The sequence below is a fragment of the Bradyrhizobium sp. Ec3.3 genome (assembly GCF_000472925.1).
Classification (GTDB): domain Bacteria; phylum Pseudomonadota; class Alphaproteobacteria; order Rhizobiales; family Xanthobacteraceae; genus Bradyrhizobium.
In genome coordinates, this window is record NZ_AXAS01000037.1 from 333 (window position 1) to 17,606 (window position 17,274).

12 protein-coding genes and 2 pseudogenes are annotated in these 17,274 nt (G+C 58.1%); 9 read left to right on the forward strand and 5 right to left on the reverse strand.

Translation table 11 applies throughout. The features are described 5' to 3' along the window. Positions 1-780: 780 nt before the first annotated feature. From YUU_RS0129765 to YUU_RS56775, 4 genes and pseudogenes are all read right to left on the reverse strand, one after another. Positions 781-1,125 carry a hypothetical protein gene (locus tag YUU_RS0129765; RefSeq protein ID WP_027525659.1) on the reverse strand — a complete coding sequence of 115 codons (345 nt, stop codon included), beginning with the start codon at positions 1,123-1,125 and terminating at the stop codon, positions 781-783. 741 nt (positions 1,126-1,866) lie between these two features. Beyond that, complete coding sequence (locus YUU_RS55270) at positions 1,867-2,703, reverse strand: hypothetical protein (RefSeq protein WP_027525660.1); 837 nt, start codon at positions 2,701-2,703, stop codon at positions 1,867-1,869. Positions 2,704-3,305: 602 nt separating this feature from the next. Continuing rightward, entirely contained in the window at positions 3,306-4,247 is a 942-nt protein-coding gene (locus YUU_RS60410; RefSeq protein WP_198031854.1) for a M35 family metallo-endopeptidase, read from the reverse strand. 1,242 nt (positions 4,248-5,489) lie between these two features. Further along, positions 5,490-5,776, reverse strand: a pseudogene (locus YUU_RS56775) (transposase); the annotation flags it as partial. A gap of 302 nt (positions 5,777-6,078) precedes the next feature. Between YUU_RS56775 and YUU_RS0129785 the strand changes: the two are divergent. The 7 genes from YUU_RS0129785 (at position 6,079) to YUU_RS0129820 (ending at position 12,998) form a co-directional block, all read left to right on the forward strand. Next, positions 6,079-7,035, forward strand: a complete 957-nt coding sequence (locus tag YUU_RS0129785) for a hypothetical protein (protein WP_156944577.1) — start codon at positions 6,079-6,081, stop codon at positions 7,033-7,035. A 242-nt stretch (positions 7,036-7,277) separates the two neighbouring features. Continuing rightward, complete coding sequence (locus tag YUU_RS0129790) at positions 7,278-7,703, forward strand: DUF3540 domain-containing protein (protein ID WP_198031855.1); 426 nt, start codon at positions 7,278-7,280, stop codon at positions 7,701-7,703. Positions 7,704-7,706: 3 nt separating this feature from the next. Continuing rightward, positions 7,707-9,485, forward strand: a complete 1,779-nt coding sequence (locus YUU_RS0129795; protein WP_027525665.1) for a tetratricopeptide repeat protein — start codon at positions 7,707-7,709, stop codon at positions 9,483-9,485. Positions 9,486-9,991: 506 nt separating this feature from the next. Then, positions 9,992-10,876 carry a hypothetical protein gene (locus YUU_RS0129800; RefSeq protein WP_027525666.1) on the forward strand — a complete coding sequence of 295 codons (885 nt, stop codon included), beginning with the start codon at positions 9,992-9,994 and terminating at the stop codon, positions 10,874-10,876. 217 nt (positions 10,877-11,093) lie between these two features. After that, positions 11,094-11,819, forward strand: coding sequence for a hypothetical protein (locus YUU_RS52105; RefSeq protein ID WP_371260512.1), 726 nt, complete (start codon positions 11,094-11,096; stop codon positions 11,817-11,819). Between the two features lie 185 nt (positions 11,820-12,004). After that, complete coding sequence (locus tag YUU_RS52110) at positions 12,005-12,343, forward strand: hypothetical protein (RefSeq protein WP_051389957.1); 339 nt, start codon at positions 12,005-12,007, stop codon at positions 12,341-12,343. A gap of 232 nt (positions 12,344-12,575) precedes the next feature. After that, positions 12,576-12,998 (forward strand): hypothetical protein, encoded by a 423-nt coding sequence (locus YUU_RS0129820; RefSeq protein WP_156944578.1) that lies wholly within the window; start codon positions 12,576-12,578, stop codon positions 12,996-12,998. 121 nt (positions 12,999-13,119) lie between these two features. Here the strand turns inward: YUU_RS0129820 and YUU_RS52115 are convergent, their stop codons facing one another. Next, the gene (locus YUU_RS52115; protein ID WP_051389943.1) at positions 13,120-14,367 is read right to left on the reverse strand and encodes a sedoheptulose 7-phosphate cyclase; all 1,248 of its coding nucleotides are present in this window, start codon (positions 14,365-14,367) and stop codon (positions 13,120-13,122) included. Between the two features lie 1,578 nt (positions 14,368-15,945). Between YUU_RS52115 and YUU_RS0129840 the strand changes: the two are divergent. Both YUU_RS0129840 and YUU_RS56785 read left to right on the forward strand, forming a co-directional pair. Then, positions 15,946-16,481 (forward strand): annotated as a pseudogene (locus YUU_RS0129840) (lactate dehydrogenase); the annotation flags it as partial. Positions 16,482-16,619: 138 nt separating this feature from the next. Continuing rightward, positions 16,620-17,027 carry a cupin domain-containing protein gene (locus YUU_RS56785; protein WP_084801603.1) on the forward strand — a complete coding sequence of 136 codons (408 nt, stop codon included), beginning with the start codon at positions 16,620-16,622 and terminating at the stop codon, positions 17,025-17,027. Positions 17,028-17,274 lie beyond the last annotated feature (247 nt).

Consider the following 17,274-nt stretch of genomic DNA (forward strand, 5'->3'; position numbering starts at 1 on the left):
ANGNANGNAAANGNNNAAANGGGAGCAATGAAGGGCGGAGGACNGCACGAATTCTTTGTGGTGAATCTGACCAATGAAAAGCTGAANGGGCACGTTTTGTGGAGAAGCGGCGGCAACGAGATCAAGCTCGATGTCAATGGTCTTGAGCCCGGCAGGGGTTCGCCGCGAAAGCAGTTTTTCCCGTCGAGCGGTAACCGGGATTATTGGCGCTGGTCGGAACGGTTCAGGGAGTACCAGCTGAANTGTTACGATGGCGACACCTATGCTGTCGTAACCATCAGCCGCTACGGAATCGGGGTGCTTGTTACCGCCACGAGCCCCGATACGTGGAAATGGTAGCATAGCGCGACGCGGTGCCGCGCTTCGCGGCCTCGACCATGGCCGCAGTCCCACGCCTCATCCAACTGGCCCAACTTGTCCGTCACCGTCGCCAGCCTGAGAGTTGCGGGCGGACATCCCTGTCGTTGCCAAGCAGATACCCCATCCGCTCCGCGTGCTTAGACCGCCCACGCGGTGGCTATAGCTCAATGCTTCTGTCCGCTCTCGCGTGCCTTGCCATCTCTCCTAAGGGTCGGCAGGAGAACCTTCTCGATATAGGTACGGAAGCTCACGCCATCGATTGGCCCCTCGATGAACCATGGCGCATCGATCCGGTCATGGCGCACGCCGGCTTGAGTTGTTGCACTCTCGGCCGATCGCCGAGAGACTATTGGCAGGCAGGCCCTTCGGCGCTGCAAGGCCCGGGCTCACAGACTCACATCTTGCAGCCAGTCGCATTGTTCAGCGACGAGCGTGATGCTTGAGATATAGGCTCTCATCACACCACTGCGCCGTGTAGATCTCGTTCATGATGGCAAACGTTGTCGTGGGCTCAACGTCGGTCGGCAGGAGGGACCATTGGCGCAGTAGCCAGAGCATGGCATCTGGGAGGTATTGGTCGCCGTGAGCAAAGTCCTGGGGAACATACTCTCCGATGTCCGGAAGGCCGTGCAGTGCTTGCGAACCGCCTTGCCCGGAGGACGATGCACCGGCTGTGGACGATGCCGCTACCGCAAATGATGGAACAGTTCCGGGGCGCACCTCCACCGGTCCCTGGTGTTCAAACCCAGGTTGCGGAATCAGCATAATGTCAGCGCCGAGCAAAATTATTTAAGGTCGCGACCTCGCTTCTTCCTCTCCCTGCCCACTGCGCCGAATACAGCCAACCATGGATCCGCAGATGTGTCGGCCGAAACGGCCCCGGCAGGAGTCCGTGTGTGTCGAGTGCACGGATCAGCACGGGAGGAGCCGGTTGGATGCCGTGCTCCCAGCCCAAACTGACCATACTTCCAAAATCGGCCTCCGACGGGCGAGCGACGAAACTCGATGACGCTTCCGGAGTACCGGCAAATGAAGATCGTCCGGTGGCTTGACCCCACAGCGGCGATGCATCGTCGATGCCGCTTACAAACGGGGGAGGTACCTGCGACGCGCCGTGCTGCGGAGCGCCTTCGGCCGCCGCATCGTCTAGAAACGACATGATCAGTTCTTGATCGCCCTCACTGAGGTCGAAGTCATCTGTCCATCCCGCAGCCTCCGACGATGCGCCAGGCGCCGCCGAGCCGCCATACGCCGAGGATAGCTCCCCACGTCCGGCAGGCGATAATGGCCGAAGCACAGCGTAGGCCGGGGTAACTTGAGCATCGTGACGCGGCTCATAGCTCGTGGACACATCCGGCGCGACAACCATGTACTGAGTGCCCGGCCCGGCGCTCGATTGCGCCGGCTCGCGGCACAATTCGCGAAGGTGCCCCAACGCAGCCGGCAACTGGTGGTTATTATAGTGTTCAGCATCCTGGGTCTGCGTATTGTCGTACAGGCGGCTAGCTATCGACCTCTTTTTTGCGCCTGGAGCCAATTACTGAATCCGCGTAGAGCAGAAGCGTAGTTGCGGACAGTGGCTGGTTGCACAGGCAAGGGTGCCATCCTAAAGTCGGAAATAAGCCTCTCATCCTCAGCACACATCGCTTTGATGGGGCGGCCAGCGCTGCTGGTGATAAGATGCCCGACCGGCCTCCCGGCAACGACGTTTTGAAGACATGTCAACGCCAGCGAAAGAAGTTGCGGCGAAGAAGGCTTGAGGGTGCTCGTATAGACCTGCAAATCGGCATCCAGCTGGCTCAACCGACCGGCCATTGGCTGCCTTCCAGTCTGGCGAAGCCAGACGCCGAACCTACTCGCTACGCTTTCCAGCGTCTCCCTGTAGTGTTTTTTGTGGTCTCTTTCGGTTTCTATTGCGAGTCTTGAAATGAGTTGCGCATCACTTTCGAAGAGCTGATTCTGCCGGTCAGAGGGCCTGGGTCCGGGGGTAAGACGCTCGATCGCCCTCCCGGCACCGACAGCTCGAAGGTGTTCCAACGTTACATCAAGAGCTCGTCGGTCAGAAACGCTGAGCGCGGTCGTATAGGCCTGCAAATCGCCATCCAGCTGGCTCAACCGACCGGCCAGTGGCGGCCTTCCAGTCTTGCGAAGCCATCCGCTAAACTTTCGCGCGACGCGACTCTTCCATAGCACGTAACGTTTGTGGAAGCCGGGTTCCTCGGCTTGCTTTGCGAAGAGAGCAATTAGTGCCGCATCAACTTCGTAGGGGCCCGGTTCTGGCTGGGCGGAAGAGTTACCGGATGAGCCGTGCTTTTGCTTTTTGTGCGGCGGACTGTCCGTCATCGTCGATCCCTCCTTCAGAACTTACTCAGCGCGTAATCAGTCAACCACCGTTTGCAGGCGTTTGGAGCATATTCTGCGTCGGATTTTGAGCCAAGGGTCAATCGGTGGGCGACGCTGTCGTCCGCGAAGCGAGGATAGCAGAAGCCTGCAGATCCACGCTTAAAGTCCAGTCGATCTCGAGGGTGCCAGTGTGGAAATCGTCGACAAGCGGGTCTGTGAAGCATCGACGCAAATTTCGGCGTGGCGGCGATGCAGCAAGAGAAGTGAGAAAGTCCCTGCCCCATCTCACCCCGATGCGGCCGCTTGCGGTAATCGAAGCGAAGTACAGGGTTAGGTTACCTGTCTGGAAACCGAGCCTCGTCCAGCCTAACTCTGCCCAATCGGCGGTGGGAATTGGAAGCTCGGGGAACTCGATGAAGAGAGTTTCGATCTGAGCCGTGTCATAGGCGAAGCGCCGCCCTCCTTCTTGCGCCACGCGATCAGCACATGTTTCGTCCCAGGCGCCAGATCGAGCGCCGCTCGTTCAGATGGATCGACCGGGATGAGGCGGCAACCGGAGTGCAATTCGGATCGAATGCTGTCGCTGGCGTTCCAAAGAAGGCTCATCGGCGGCTGACCTCTTCGGCGAACAGGCCGTAACTATCGGCGTTGGTCATGTATTGGGTTGTCGATAGGCGACGGAAGCTTGGCTCGTCGAGATAGGCATGGTCGTCAGTGCCCAAAAGCAGATGTGTTGCCTCATGCACAACGGTTGCGGATCGGAGGCGGTCGGAATTGGCGAAGTGCCGTTCATGCAGATTGATCCCGCTGTCGGGGAGCAAGCGCCGGATGTGATTCATGGCATAAGATCCACCAATCACTCCCATGGTGAGGGTGCCGAAGAATATCGCAGCTAGTGCTCCGGCATGCTCTACGCGCAGTTCCTCAACTGACCCACTGCTACGGAACGACGCCGAGCCACGCTCGAACGCCATCCCTCCTGCCAGAAACAGACCCAAACCAGACCATCCCGAGCTCACCGAGCGGGACCGCAACGATCTTGGAACGATACGCCACTCCGGCCAGGTCACTGGGCCGGCCCTGACATAAGCAAGCGTGGCGTCGTTGGATCTCGGCCGGATCCGGTATAGAGGAGCGTCGACGAACCACGCTTTGAAACGCTGCCCTTGTGTTATTGGCTTGTGGCGATTGAGATAGGTGGCCACCTTCCTATAGCTTGCGAGGATTTCCCGGATGTCGGCGAGGTCCTGTCTGCGAGTGCCCGCGACACCAAAATATCCGCTCAAGGCCGGTCTCACCTCTTGCTCGACGTCTTCTCGCATGCGGGGATCCAAATAGGCTTCTAGCTTCTGGATGGTGATGCGGACGAAGCCATTCGCCCGTTCATGGTCTCTTGCAACAGTGTCTTCGTAGTTGTGCAATAGTTGAGGCGTACCGCGTACCTCGACCCTGTTGGTGCCTGAGGGATTGATCACCGAAAACGGGTCATCATTGATATAGCTGTCGATATTGATGATGTGGGCGTCATCGGGATAAGGATTCATTTTTCGGCGCCCCATCAGGCCGGGCAAAGGGCCAACTGCCTGGAGTTCCTGCCCGTCAGACGTGAGCCTCCGGAGGTGAGGCCGCGCCGACTTGAGAGAGTCATGAACGTCCCCATCGAGTGTTATGGACTCTTCCATATCGGGAGCCAGTAATCTTGGGGGGGACCGAGTATCAAGACTGGTGCTACGTTCGCCGGTCAATAACGTCTCGGTTTGGCGGACGATGATGTCGTCTGGTCTGCCTAATAGCCCGAACGTGGCTGTGTAGCTCACGTGACCGATCATGAAATTTGTTTGCGGACGAAACGCGCTCGGCAGTACTCCATTGGAAAGCATTGCGGCCCTGAGCTCGGGCGACGCGGGTTGGTCGCCGTGCTGCCAACCCCGAGCGTACATTGCTAGATTTGGAGTGGCAGGCGCGTATACACTTTCGTCCGGCAAATAGGTGGGCCACGGCCTCCGGGCGGGGCTAGGTGTATTCCAATTGTCGGCAGGCAACTGGCTGACTAGGTCCACTCCCAACCGAAACTCCGTCGAAAGCGGGAATGTCGCGGGTTCATCAACCACTGCCAAAACTCCCCTTCTGCTTCTTGCCGACGAAGCTCCATAGCTCGTCCTACTTAAGGCGTTCGGTGCGGATCTCAACCATGATGTCATGCAATCCCATGCAACCCATGCCAGGCGGCGTGTCGAAAAAAATACTTAAAAGGCTTCAAAAACGCTATTCCTGACACTTCACGGACACTCGCGAGGTTAGTCATCGAGAGTGTTGCGTTTTTCCCGGAAATAAGGTGGCATCAACGGGAAGCTCTGCTTCCGATCAACTGACGATTTCCTAGCGGCGCAATTCTGCGACGCTCGCTGCGGAAAGGCCCAGTTCCTTCAGAACCTCGTCGGTATGTGCCCGAGCATGGGCGGCGGCAGGCCGGGTTGCGCTCGTCTCCGACGAAAGTGACGGGATGTCCGACGCAGTTTAGGCGACCCGCCGCCGGATGATTGTATTCCATGATGAGCGTATCCGCCTTGGTGTGCGGATGTTCTAGCCGTAATTCTCAAACGGCCAATTGCTCTGCGACGGGGATAGGAGGATCTGGCGAAGGCGACGAGGGGCCGTGGCGCTGAAGGCGCGGGTGGCGATTTGATTTTGAGCGTCTCCGTTGGGCCTTGTTGGTGATGTCGCCGATTGGACGCGTCGCGGCTTCGCGTGTCAGGCCGGCGAGGCGCGAGCCTTGGCGGCTTCGGTCAGACGGCGAGCCACGTGTCCCCACTCCTGGCGGCTGGGCAGGCCGACGCCATGGCGATCTTGATGCGGCGGACGCTGATGCACACCAGTGCGCCGATCTCAGGAGCTTGAGGCGGATGGTGCCGCAGGTGGCGTCCGCAAAGGTGGTTTCGGCAAGGCCGATGCGCCGCAGGGCACGGATCAGCACATAGGCCATCGGGCCGAACCACAGCCGAAGTGTTGGCGCGCTGGTCGCCGCGGAAGTGCGGTCGACATAGAGGTCGAGCTTACACTCCTTGATGCGGTTCGCTGCCGCCCAACTTTGGTAGGTCGACAATTCTACAGTCTGTGTGAATGTGGGCCTGTTGATGAATGGAGCCAGCGCGGCTGGCGCTGGGCGTCATCTCTGGTCTTGTCATTGGTCCGGGCCGCGCCAAGGCTGGATCGGACGATTTGTCAATCGGCGGGTCAGCGGCAACCAGAGTGGGCATGCCAACCAACACAACGGTGCCAACCCGAATGCCTTCGGGCTTTCGATATTGACGTCTCAAATCCGCTTGGTGACGCAGCGCTAGGGCGCCTACAGCCAAACGATTAGGGAATTCAACGATGCCAAATGCCAGCATGCGACTGAGCGTTCCAGAAACTTTTTCTTCCCCTCTGACCAAGTCGAGTTATCTGCGCCTCGGCTCTTATTCGGACGAAGAGGCAAACCTTGTCACTGGTCTCACGGCGACAGTCAACGATGATCCGGCAGTGACCCGCGAGCATGAGAGCGACAACGCTGGCATACTTGCCTTCACCAACAAGGACTTCCAGACAAATGTCGAAGGCGCGGCACTGTTGAAAATCGGGTGCGGCCAAACGATGGAGGTCACGAACGGCAACGTCCAGCACAAGGTGCCAAAGGGCATCTATGAGATCTCCGCCGAGAATGGCGTGTCAATCACTGCTGGCAGCGCTGTGACGTCCGCAGACATCATCCTGACGGCTTCGAACCGGGTCAAATTGGTCAATAAGGGTGACAAAGTAGAAACAACCACTGGCAACACCGAAAAGCGGATTATGGGCAACACGGAGGAATTCTTCGACGGAACAAAACTCACTTGTATGCGCGGCGCGGCTACCCAGCTGACGATGGGCAGGAAAGTATCAATCTTCTTTGGAGAAGCGTTCACCTATAAGATTTCAAGATCATGTTCATTTAATCTGAGCGATACGCAATCTGTCACGGTTGGCAACAACCTCAACGTTGTCAGAGGCCACGACGTCAAGCAAGTGATCGGCAAGTCGACTAAGTGTGTTTTTGGACCCGACTTCAAGTCGGCAGATAGTAGTCAAACAATTCTCAAGACAAGCAGTTTCAAATACGTGCCCGTTGAAGACCTGAAGGTGGTCGGCCGCGACAGCAAGATCTGCAAGACCAGCATGTCCGTTACAGAAAAACATGTGAGGCAGGGCAAGTTAAGCACGGCGCAGCACGAGCTTGTCATCCGAGCAGCAGAGACCATGTCCCGCACCGGTAAGAGGGAAGTCATACAAAAGGACCAGACAATCTTCCTGTAGCTGACCGGTGAGCAAGAATGACGATGACGATCCGCGCCACAAACGCCCACATTTTGTCGACGGCCGAGCGCTTGCTAGAAGGCGAACATAACACGGCCCGTGTCGTGTCAGTCAGCGCATTGCGGTGGACGTCGAATTCGCTAGCACTCAGCACAGCTGACGGTAGCTGTCGGATATCCCTCGCCCGACCTTAGCCACAGGACATGGTGTGCTCGCTACCTACGTGGATCAAGCGTTTTGTCGTGACCGTGCTCGAGCGGGCGGCTTTCAACGGTCCTGTGGTCGGCCTACTTGGAGGTCACAACATTACGATTGAAGCCAAGACCATCACTCTTGCGGCGCGTCAGCGCGCCTCCTTTTGCGCCGATAGTGTCGATCTGCAGGCCAAATTGTTTTCGGTACTCGCGAATAAAGGCACCTGGATCGGTAAACTCTACACGTTAATGGCGGATCATGTCCGATCCTCGGCGCGGCCCCAGGAAGCGAGCACTGGGTCGCTCACCGTAAAGGTAGTTGACCGTGCCACGGTGATTGAGCGCATCGACGTTTTGCAGACCGAAACCCGAGCCATTAGGGTTACTGGCATTGCTTCTGAGATAGCCCACATCAAAGTCGTCGCGCTGAGCGAGGAACTCCGTCTCGACGGCAAACGCGTCACGGTTGCGTAGCCGATGCCGTCCGCTGGCATGTCCGCTCCGAGCTGGCAAGACCGGGTTAAAACGGCCCAGGAGTTTATTGCCGCCGGCCGTATCGAGGAGGCAGAAGCGCTACTGGAGGAGATCCCTGCCACAAGCGATCCGGATGCGCTCAATGCAAGGGCCACATTGGCGCTTGCGCGGCGACAGACCGAGTTTGCGTTCGATATGCTGGCTGAAGCGGCGACCATTTACCCCGAACACGCGAGCCTCATCACCAATCTCGGTATCGCCCACCAATTGCTCGGCCGCGCTGAGGAGGCGATGATCTGCCTCGAACGCGCGGTTGCTCTCGCCCCGCGCAACAGTGCGATTAAGCTAGCGCTCGCTCGAGCCCTGTTGAGCCGCGGCAACGTTACGGATGCCCGCGCGATAACGGAGACCGTTGTCGACAACGAGCCAGGCAATACGCGCGCTCTCCTTCAATTCGGAGCCATCGAGTTCGCGTTAGGCCACACTTCGTCGGCTGAGACCGTCCTGCTTCGTGCGCTCGAGATTGCTCCAGACGATCCTGATGCGCTGGGCCATTTGTCGGCACTTATGCTCGAACGAAGCCGATTCGACGAGGCGCTCAAACTTGCCGAACGCGCGCATCTGCGCACCCCACTCGATACAGACGGCCTCTTGCATCTGGCTTATTGCCGCGCCGCAACAGGGCGCTGGTCGCAAGCGGAGGCGACCTGCGAGAAGTTACTGGCCTATGCGCCGGCTCATGTTGGTGCCCGCGAAATCTTGGCCCGCGTTACGATTGCCAAGGGTGAAATGGACCGAGGCATTGCGCAACTGACGGAATTCGTTCGCGCTCAAAAATCGGACCACTCCGCCGCGATTGCTCTGGTGCGTGTCCTGCAACTCGTTGGCCGGTTCAATGAAGCCCTCAAGCTTGTCGACCGCGTCGCGCAGGCGCTGCCAGAGAATGAAGCAGCGAAGTCTTTACAGAAAACGCTCGAACTGACGCTCGGTCGCTTCCCGTCACCCGATCCGACCGCCTTAGAGCCTGTGACGCCGATAAGCGTCCCCTCGACGACCGGCGCACTCGAGTTCGTAGCGCTCGTTCGCCTCTTGCGCCGGCTGACGAGCCAGCAAGATGTGCATGTGGTCGCGGAGCCACGTTATCAGGCTCTTCTTGCCCACCTCGCTGAGCCGGTGATTATGGACGAGCCGAGGCCTGGACTCTCAGCTACGCCGTTGCAATCGCTATTGCGCATTCTGTCGATCGACGCCTGCACCATTGCAGATGACGTTCCGTACCTGCGTCCCGATGCCGAGCTATTCGCCAAGTGGCGCGATGCTTTGGCCGTGTTCGCAAGGCCGTTGGTAGGAATCTTATGGGAGAGCGGCGCTCTCGGCCTATCGATGGAGCAGGTCGCCGCTGTGATTCCACACTCCGTCACGCCGATCAGTTTGATGAGTGGAGCGCAACGCCACGACATGAAGCGATGGCGTCTGCCGATCGATGCCGGTGTGCATATCGAGCGCCCCGCGGAATTGATCGCAGCGATCGCCAATCTCGACGCCGTGGTTGGGCCCGACAGCTTCGCCGTTCATATCGCCGGAGCACTCGGAGTTCCCGGCGTGGTTTTCGTGCCATGCGGTTATCCCTGGTATTGGGCCCAGGCTGGCGGAAAGCCACTGTGGTACCCGTCGTTCGAAGTCGTCGCGCAGGAACGGTTCGGCCATTGGTCTGAGGCGATCGAGCAAGGTGGGCGTAAACTGGAGGCACTGCTGCGCGGGTCAACGAGCGAATTGGGGTAGCGTGCTCCCTCGATCACATCTGGAAGGCTGCGGCCATTTAAAGACAAAGCGAGATGGCCCGTTTTTGGGGCCCTCAGTTAAGTTGGAAGGCGGCCGCTCCGTCAAGCGCCAATAGAAACGCCCGGCATTTTGCGCGGCGTTTCTATTTGGCGGGTACTATGCTGGATAGTAACTGGGAGATGATCAAGGGGGCCCCGGCCATCACATAGAGCAGCTAACAGCTAGATGGAGCGGATGATGACGAAAAGGACGAGACGGAGTGTGCTTACCCTGATCGCCGCCACCCAGCTTTGGTAGGTCCGCAATTCTACGGTCTGTGCGAATGTGGGCCTGTCAGTGAATGGAGCCACCCCAGCGCAGTTGGCTGAAGCGCCGGCCAGGGATCCAAGTCATCGCCCGCGATCGTGCGGGACTGTCGCCCTATCCTGATCAAATTCACCCCCTCCCGCTTTTGGCGCTGAGGTGGAGAACTTGCTACGATCTAGCTTCGGACGCGGGAGATTTGCGTGGGCCCAGACAATTTCGATCCATTCGATCCAGTCGATCCAGGTTGGCTGCAGGCGTACGACGCCATGTTGCAACAACAGGCAGAGCCGGCCGCGCCAGGAGCGGTAGATCAGGTCGCGCACGAGGACTCTGAGCAGCACTTGGCCGAGGAGCGCCAAGGCGGTGCTGCTCCCATCGCAGGGGGCCGCCCACCGCGCTCAAACCCTGACTATCCTCATCTGTCCGATAACGACGAGAACCTCATCAGCTCGGCTCTCGAGGCCAGGGTTGTGCGCGAGAATCTAACAGAAGGAACAGCACGCAAATACGCTAGCGTTCTTCGTAGATTGGGCGATCATCTCGGGGCGCGAGGGCAAGCCATTGATGCAATCGATCACGATTCCTTGGTCGCTCACGCCCAAAAGTTTTTTTCGGATGTCCCTCATGTTGGCTCCGCGTTGACGTCCCTTAGGAGATATCGTGAGCTTGGACCAATTGATGTGGGTGCTGCTCCCATCGCACGGGTCCTGCCGCGTTCAGACCGTAACTATCCTCATCTGTCCGATAACGACCAGAACCTCATCAACTCGGCTCTTGAGGCCGAGGTTAAGCGCGGGAATCTAACAGAAGGAACAGCATGCGCTTACGCTCGCGCTCTTCGTCGATTGGGCAATGATCTCGGGGCGCGAGGCCAAACCATTGATGCACTCAATCATGTTTCCTTGGCCGCTCACGCCGAAGCGTTTTTTCGGAATGACCCGCATGTGGGTTCCGCGTTGACGGTCCTTCGGAGGCATCGCGAGCCTGTCTCTGTGGAAGACGAGATTCTCATCGACCGGGAAAGAGGCTCATCTCATATCAAGTTGCGATTGTACGAAAACGTACAGACCCTTGAAGGGAGATAAATTCATGCGCTCTATGAAGCGCGGGTTGCCCGGTGCGTTGTGCTATACTTTCGATGCTGCCGCTCTTGAGTGCTCATAGCGTTCAGGCGCGGTGCGCGGGTCATTCTTATCTCGGCCCCTCTCATTTGGGACATGCGCATCGCGGCTGATGCGGTTTGAATGAATTCATTGGAAGTGATGCATTTGGACAGTTGATATTTGAGTAGCGGAGATTGCGGTGTCGGATCATTTGGGAATCGCAGCCATCCCCCGTCGCCGGTATCTCGTTCTTGTGATGCTCTGGGCTGCACTCCTGCTCCCGTTTATCAGCCAAGCCACAGCCCAATGTACGGCGCGAGACGTCCTGCAGAATCGACTGAAGCTTCCGACTGCCGAGCAAGTTCGCACGCCTAAAGCTCCGACTGCATCCGCGGCCGATATCCAGACCTGGAAAACAATTGAAGTCGGTACCCTCGCGGGCTCGTTTGCTCTTGTTGGGGCATTGGATGCAGCAGGTTGCAAGAGCGGCGGCCAGGCTGCGGAAATTCTCGCCCGTCCCGCCGCTACCGTTAGCGCGACCAAAACGGACGTCGAGCTGGTGGCGGTACCTGCGACAGAACTCGGCTTTGAAGGCGACACCGCGAAGCTGGCGGAAATTTATGCGCTGGCGCAGCAACTGGGCTTCCAGCTTGCAACGGCAGAAATAGGCGCGCAGTTGCGGCTGCAGTATTTCGAGCAGCCCATCGGGGAATTTCTCATCGTCGGAATGGAACCGATCAGGACCTGGGGCGGCGAGCCGGTCATTCTGAACATTGCGAATGGCGGGGCCGGGCTCATCCTCATTGGGCAAGATGGCAGAGCTGACGCCGACATACCCGCGATGTCCCGTATTGTTTTCGTGAGATCTATTAAGGCGGCGCCAACGCAAGGGATCGGCGAGGCCGCGGCAGTCGCGCATCGTTGATGCTGGCGGCGACACGAACGATCATTGCATCTGACGTATTTCAAGAAAGGTGTGCTCAATGTCCAATCGATTAACGATCGAAGCGCCGACCTACGAAGTAAGCGGCTCGTCGATCACGACGGGCCGACTGGCGGCTATCGCACCGGCTAACGCCGAGGGCGGCTAAGATGTTCAGGAAGCTTCTTATGCCTGCGCTACTCCTCGCGGTAGGGTTCGGACAAGGTCCCGCGCATGGCCGCGATGAAGGCCAGTATGTGAACTCGCCCATGAAGGCGTGGTTCGAGAGCCTGCGCAGCAAGAATGGCGAACAATGCTGCGCCGAAGCCGACGGCAGGTTTATCGCCGACGTCGATTCGGAGAGCAAGGACGGACATTACCGCGTGCGGATCGAGGGTGAATGGGTCGACGTTCCCGAAGATCGCGTGATCACCGCACCCAACCTGGTCGGGCGTACAATGGTTTGGCCCATGTATATGGACGGTCATCCGATCGTCCGCTGCTTCATGCCGGGAAGCATGACCTGAGGGAGAGATTTGTGCTGATACCTCGAGGTTTTGCAGGCGTCCATCCCGCGCAATTGTGGAATGACGGAGAAGCGTATCGTGAAACAAAAACAGGGAGGACATCCATTGCTGACAAATCCCCGATCTGAAAAAAATCGAGAACCCACGTCGGACACGTGTTCTGGCGACGTGTGTTTGTTCTGTTGTGGCTCTGATCGGCGCTAGCGGTGTCACGATGGGCACAAGCGGGATCATGCTTCCTGAGACGATCGGACGGTACGAATGCAACGTGTTCGGTTTGCCTGACCAGGACCAAATAGGCGACCGGAGCGGGCATGCCCTGGTCAGCCAGCAATACACGTGCCTTGGAACTTACGGTATGTTGATGGGCGCGGTGTATAGCGCGATGGTCATCGGCGAAGCCGACGGCCCTCAGACATCCGACTTTTTCGGTGGGGGGGATCCACTGAACCAGCGGCGGATTAGCGGTGACGCAACTCGTCGAATCGAGGGCACCCTCGTGATGAAAGACTGTATTCCTTCCGGCATCGCGACATCTGGACGAGCGCTCGTCAAATTCGCCTCCGGCAGCCTGATCGCAGTATCGGGAAAGACCCTCATTTTTAGCACCAAATCGACCGGCCCAAACAGGTTTGACCTGGAGTTCACGGACTGAGTGCAGTAACGCAGCGATCCACGAGCGTTATGGGAGAGAGACGATGATCGCTCTGATGAATCTGCCCTGCAAGCCCACATGCAAGATCCGTCCAAACTGCCACGTTGACCTAGCCGTATCCTCAGAGGCGGAGCGCGTTTCGAGCATTTTCGTGCTGATTCCTGATTGCGTCGTCCACTGGCAGTCTCGCTGTGGTGTGAGACGCCTTTTGTAGATACTCAATCGTTTCTCCAATGAGCGACATCGAGAGGCAATTGGTGTCCTTTACAAAAGTGTGCCGGCCAATCCCGGTGGGCACCACTAAGTTGAGCGCGCCATTTCTGTGTTTTTTTGTGGCGTCAAACGCGCCCTCGACCAGTGATCCGTCCAGTTTTGCATGATAGATCGGCAGCCCCGCGTTAGTGAGCAGGTGAACAATGCGCAGCGCCTCCCGCTCTGTTATCAACGACAATCGCGACGCCAGAATTGCGCTAAACGCAATGTCAATTGCGACGGCGAAACCGTGATGCAGTTGGTAACCTGTCGCTGCTTCCAATGGATGGCTTAAGGTGTGACCAAAGTCGACCGCACGCTCCAATGTTACCGTCTCAAAAGGGTTCTCGCTGAGCTGAGTAAGCATTCCCGAAATCGACCGCCTCAGAACCTTCTTTGCGACAGCCTCTGGCTCTTGAAATCGCGTTCGCGTCAGATCGGTGACCGTCGCCTCAACATCCTCGAACAACGCACTATCACAAACGCACGCAAGCTTCACGATCTCGGCGATGCCCTGGAGGATGCCATCTTCGCTGAGGGTTCTAAGGAACGTCGGAATGACAGCGACCGCTTTCGGCGGGTAAAAGCAACCGATGTAGCTCTTGAGGACGCCAAAGTTGACACCGCCCTTGAGTCCGATGCCCGCGTCCACCTGCCCGATTAGGGTGGTCGGAATCCGCACATGAGATATACCCCGTCGCAGAAGAGAAGCGGCGAGACCAACGATGTCGGAGCACACGCCGCCGCCGATCGAAACAAGAACACCGCGGCGATCGATATCCGCTTCTTGGGCCTGACGACAGACAGCCATGACAGCATCAATAGATTTTGTTGTTTCTGTGCATGCCAGCACGAACACACGCGGCTCGACGTCTAGCACCGACCAACAAGCGCTGAGCTGTTGCGAATAAAGGCGATAAACGGTTGGCGTCATAACGACGAGGATACGATGGTCGTTCAGATGAGTCTTGATCCATCGCGTGAAAGAGGCTGAAGTGACATCCTCAAACAGGTCGACTACAAAGCGCCAAGAGCGGCTCGCTCCAAGCGATAGTTCAAGCTCCGGCGCAGCGACGTCGGGATGTTCAGTCGGCGAAACGGCCAGCGAAGGTTTCATGTCGATCTCCTAGTAGTCCTCTAACTTGACGAGTCTTTCGGTCAGTCGCCCGAGAAATGAGCATTGTCACCAAGGGTCCTCCGATGGTGGTGCGCTCCGACAGCTGCGAGCGAAGGTGCCTTGGATGCTCCTTGAGGTGGATGTGCCGCGTGATCCGGCAAGTGCCGTCGTTCGGACAATCGGCTGTGGATCTGACAAGTTCCCGCGTGCAACCGGCACGCTTCAGTGACTGCTAGGATTGAGTTCGCGCGGATTCCTTGCATGGCTTCGAATACCGCCGCGAACAGGTTGACACGATGTGAGTGTTTTCCGACTTTGATGAAGGGCTTGGCACCAGCGCCAAGCACACTTCCTGGCGCTTGTTTGTCGACACGCAGAATGGAGAGGCAGAATGGAGAGAAGGTGTCAGCCATCACTGTCGGACCTATTGTGGGACAGCAGCCGGACGCAACCCGACGGCCCCACAGCTTGCATGGTACAACGACAGGAGATCGCAGATGTTGGAGATCATTGATACCGATCTCCAAGTCGCTTAAAATAGACTCCGTCCAATCAAGCCGCTCCTCAACGACACGCAGGCGCCACCGAAGTATTTGGGTCGGCGGCTGGGCATACGCTCTGCGACAGAACGACCAAGCGCTACGTCGTGCATAAATCCTGCTTCAGTTGATCAGCTCTCGAGAGCTTCAGCACCTGCAAGTTTTGGTAGGCGGAGCCCCAAAGTGGCAAGCGAACCCGATCGCGATGGACGCGCGCCATGGAAAGTTGCCCCCTCGGCGTCATGAGGAATTGCCCCCTCCTAGGATAGCCGAGGAGAGAGTGAATGAACGAGGAACGAATCACGGAAGGCTCGTCGTGGAGTGATCCGCGGGGCAGGTGATGAAGACGCCGGATGACGTGGCGGAGAAGTTGCGCCAGAGGGCGTGCGGGTGGGGTCTGAAGCGGATTGCGCGCCAGCTGTGCTGCAGTCATCACACGGTGAAGGACTACGTGGCGGCGGGCGGGGTGAAGGCGTTCAAGTCGCCTGAGCGCCCGGTCGCAGGGCTGCCGAAAGCCGCCAGATCCCCCGCGAATAGCTTCGAGAGATACGAGCTCAGATATGTCCTCATCTGGGACCCCCGCGGGACTGGCACTAACGTTGCCGCCAGTGCTGGAAGGACGCGGCAAACATTTGAGAAAAGATAAATTCTCGAAGTTCGCCACGCCCGGCGCGGCATGGGGTGGCCGAGCTCATTATCTAGCGGTGGCTATCTGATCGGCACCGCTGGGACGGTGGTTGTTGGTTGTGACGACCTCGTTCATTCGGCTGGTAGCGGCTCGACCGTACTCCGCTGCAGACGTTGAGGCGTCCGCCCCGGACATCACATGGGGCGCCTTGCGACCTCGGAAAGGATCATGAGCCCAGCGACGGCATCAGGCCCAATGACGCCAAACGGCTACCGGGGCGGCATCACGTCACCACCCGCGCTCGCCCTGTCTACGCAATATGGCGGGCTCCGATAGGTCGAGCGCTACCACCGTCAAGAAAAAAGGAGAGATCACTTGACATCAGTTCCGCAATTAAAGGGCCGAATGACATGGATTCCGGCCGCCGATGTCGTCGCCTTCGTCAAGCAGACGATGGATGCCGAGATCAGGATCCATCACATGCCAGAACTGGCGTCGTGGACCGTGGAGGCACGTCAGCTCGCATGGATGGCGGCGGTACGTCGGAATGTGGCACCGACCGCTGGCACGCCGGCGAGTTGCTCGCCGACGCGCTCAACAGCAGGGTGCCGCAGATCTTCGACACCATCAAGGAGGAGATGAGCGAGCGGCGCGTGCTCAATGTCGTCGACACCGAGGCCGCGAAAGCAAAGCTCCAAAAGATCAAGGACGCCTTCCAGCGCTGGATCTGGTCCGATCCGGATCGCACCGATCGCCTGGCCAGGGTCTATAACGATCGCTTCAACAACATCGCGCCAAGAGCCTTCGACGGCTCCCACCTGAAGCTTCCGGGTGCCTCTGGCGCCTTTGTTCCTTATGGGCACCAGAAGCGCGGTATCTGGCGCATTGTCTCGGCCGGATCGACGCATCTCGCCCATGCGGTCGGAGCCGGCAAGACCATGAAGATGAAACAAACCCGAACTCGATAACCGTAACACGATTCCGAGGGTTGCGGTCACTTCAAAACCGAACCGCCGTCACGGCGACGATTTTGCCCTCGGCTTGACATCCCGGTAGTATGACATATTCAACACTAAGATAAAGCGATGCGGTTTGAGAAGGTCGTCATGCCTGACCCTGATCTTTTCCCAAAGACATTTGATCGCTGCAATTTGTTCGAACTGCCTCTCGAGCGAGAGTGCGCCCACTGCGGGGAAGGGGATGTATTTTCCCGTCGCATTGCTGTACCGGGCAATTTTGCAGGCTCGTGCAATTTTGTTGATTACGCAGAAGTCCCTCCCGGCTCGTCCATTGGACGGCATCGGCATAAGCCGAATGAGGAGGAGTTCTATCTCGTTCTTGATGGGCATGGTGAAATGTGGAGAGACGGCGATGTCTTTCCTGTCCGCGCTGGCGATCTGATCCGCAACAGCCCAGGCGGAGCGCACGGTCTGAGGAACGTTGGTTCAAAAACCATCCGTCTGTTTGTGTTCGAGCTGGCAGTAGCGCCATGATCTCGCAAGAAGATCGAACGGCGCTTGTGGTCGACGCGCAGGGAGCGGATTTATGCCTTTTGGCGCTCGCGCGAACATAAAGGCTGAAGTACGCCATGACAGGCTTTGCTTCTAGGTGAAATGGGCCTAGCTGTCCGGGTTAACGTATTGATCGTGACATTAGCCGGTGGATACGGAGCTAACACGACGCGGTCAGCCCTGACATCTTGGGACGCGAGCAGACGGCGCAGGAGAAAAGGGATGGTTG